At 68.5% G+C, this 2,302-nt stretch carries 2 protein-coding genes and 2 pseudogenes; all 4 read right to left on the minus strand.

Annotated elements, in window-relative coordinates; all coding sequences use genetic code 11:
* Positions 1-203, minus strand: a pseudogene (locus tag G3N99_RS37910) (hypothetical protein); the annotation flags it as partial.
* The gene (locus G3N99_RS37915) at positions 193-933 is read right to left on the minus strand and encodes an outer membrane lipoprotein-sorting protein (protein WP_174933435.1); all 741 of its coding nucleotides are present in this window, start codon (positions 931-933) and stop codon (positions 193-195) included. The pseudogene G3N99_RS37910 and the gene G3N99_RS37915, both read right to left, overlap by 11 nt.
* Complete coding sequence (locus G3N99_RS37920) at positions 930-2,147, minus strand: ABC transporter permease (protein ID WP_206124933.1); 1,218 nt, start codon at positions 2,145-2,147, stop codon at positions 930-932. Before G3N99_RS37920 ends, G3N99_RS37915 begins: the two co-directional genes overlap by 4 nt.
* Positions 2,119-2,302: pseudogene (locus G3N99_RS37925) on the minus strand (ABC transporter ATP-binding protein); the annotation flags it as partial. The pseudogene G3N99_RS37925 and the gene G3N99_RS37920, both read right to left, overlap by 29 nt.

Consider the following 2,302-nt stretch of genomic DNA (forward strand, 5'->3'; position numbering starts at 1 on the left):
TCGTGCCCGTCCATGCTGTCGACCGTGCGTGCGTAAGCGATGCCGTTCAGCGTGCTCAACTGTTCCATCAGCGATTCTCCGTGCGCGAGCGTGCAGCCGAGCGCAAGCGGGACGGCGAGCGCGGCGGCGGGCCAGAGTCGGCCGGATGATGGAAGGAGGCGGTCACGATGGGCGTCGACATGAGCGTCGTGGTCACTGGCCATCGGCAAGCGTGTCGGGGTTGAACCAGCCCGACGGAATCTTGCGCGGCTGGCCGTCGAGGATGTCGACGACGCTCGCGCGCTGCTTTTCGATCTCGTTGCGATACGTGATCTTGCGAATCACCTTGCGCCCGTTCGCATCGACCGGCGCGGAGAAGTCGGCGCTGCGGAACAGCAGGCCGCTCGCCAGGAAGAACTGCGCGCGCACCGGCACGTCGGTGTCGGGCGTGACCCACAGCTTGATCGTTGGGTAGACGTTGTCGGGATCGGTCGCGGTCAGGTCGAGCTCGGTGGCCGGCTTGCCGGCGATCGTCGTCGCGCCCGCCGCGGCCGACGCGTGATAGCTGTCGGCCCAGTGCGTGCGCGTGATGTCGCTGATCACGACCTCGCCCTGCAGCCGCTGCATCCCGTTGATGCGGACCGCGCTGCGCGTGTTCGGCACGTAGAACCAGTGGCCGCGCGTCGTCGCGAGATACTTCTGCCCGTCGTTCTCGCCGCTGCGCGTCAGCGCGAGCGTGTCGCCGTTGCCGCGCGTGTAGACGAGATAGCGCGTTGCGTCGCCGGACTGTCCGCCGACTTCGTTCGTGATCTGGATGTTCGTCTGCGTATCGGCCGCCGTGCTGCGGTACGCGTCGGCACGGGCGAGCATGGTCTGGGCCGTCGGCGCGTCGGCGGCATGAACGAGCGGCGCGCACGCGACGAGCGCGGCGGCCAGGTGGCGAATGCGAATCATGGGGCGAGTCCTTCGAGGATGTTGCGTTTGGCGAGCCCGAGCGTCGCGAGCAGCGCGGCGGCCACCCCGAGCACGACGAACGCGCCTTCGACGGCGGCCACGGCGGCCGGCGAAACCGTGAATTCGAGCAGGATCGACTTCACGCGGCCCGGCGGCGGGGGCAGGTGGATCTGCGCGTGATTGAGCGCGACCATCGTCAGCAGCGCCACCGCGATGCCGGCGGCGGCACCGAGCAGGCCGAGGAACGCGGTCTCCTGGATCAGCACGCCGCGCACCGTCGCGGCCGGCACGCCGAGCGCACGCAGCGTCGAGATCTCGCGGCGGCGTTCGACGATGCTCATCAGGATCCAGTTGCTCATCGACAGCAGGATGGTCAGGCAGAGAATCGCGCCGAACACCGAGAACTGGTTCTTGTACAGCGCGACGACCTGGTGATAGAGCGATACGAGCTGGTCCCAGGTCTTCACGTCGAGCGTCGGCAGCGCGGCGTGCAGCGTCGCGGCGGCGGCCGGCGTATGTGCGGTGTCCGTCAGGAACACCGCGATGCGCGACGCACGGTCGGTGCGCAGCAGCGCCTGCGCGGCGGTGAACGTCACGTTGACGATCCGCTCGTCGACGTCCTTGTTGCCGGTGCTCATCACGCCGACGATCTGCGCGTCGGTCGCGTTGATGCCGCCATGCGCGGTCGACGCCATCAGCTGCACGACCGAGCCGACGTGCACGCCGAGCTTGCGCGCGAGCTCGGCGCCGACGACGACTTCGGTGCCGGCGTTCGTCGGTGACAGGTAGCGGCCCGACAGCACCGTGTGATAGTCGAAGAAGCCGGGCGGCTCGCGGTTCGGCTCGATGCCTTCGCCGACGAAGCCGTAGCTGAGATCGCCGTTCGAGATCAGCCCGTCGAAGTCGATCCCGCGCGCGGTGGTTGCGACGCCGGGCAGTGCCGCGATCGCGTGCGTGGCGGTGGTCTGTTCGTCGGCGGTCAGCCCGTACTGCAGCGGCCGCTCGCCGATCAGGTCGAGATAGCCGTGATGCAGCACCTGCACGTGGCCGACGCCGCTGTCGATCGACCCTTCGCGCACCGCGTCGAAGGTCGCGATCACGTAGCCGAGCGCGAGGCTCGACGCGAACGCGGCGACGCCGATCATCGCCATCGTCAGCACGGTGCGGCGCTTGTTGCGCCAGAGGTTACGCCACGCAAACGTCGACCAGTTCACGATTCTCTCCCGGTACGCCGTCGCGCATCTCGATGCGACGCGGCAGGTGCGCGCACAGACGATCGTCGTGCGATGCAATCAGAAAGGCGGTGCCCAGCGTGCGATTGGTGTCGAGGATCAGGTCGGCCACCGCCCGTGCGTTGGTGCTGTCGAGG

This window comes from Burkholderia sp. Ac-20392 (assembly GCF_017104585.1).
Taxonomy (GTDB): Bacteria; Pseudomonadota; Gammaproteobacteria; order Burkholderiales; family Burkholderiaceae; genus Burkholderia; species Burkholderia lata.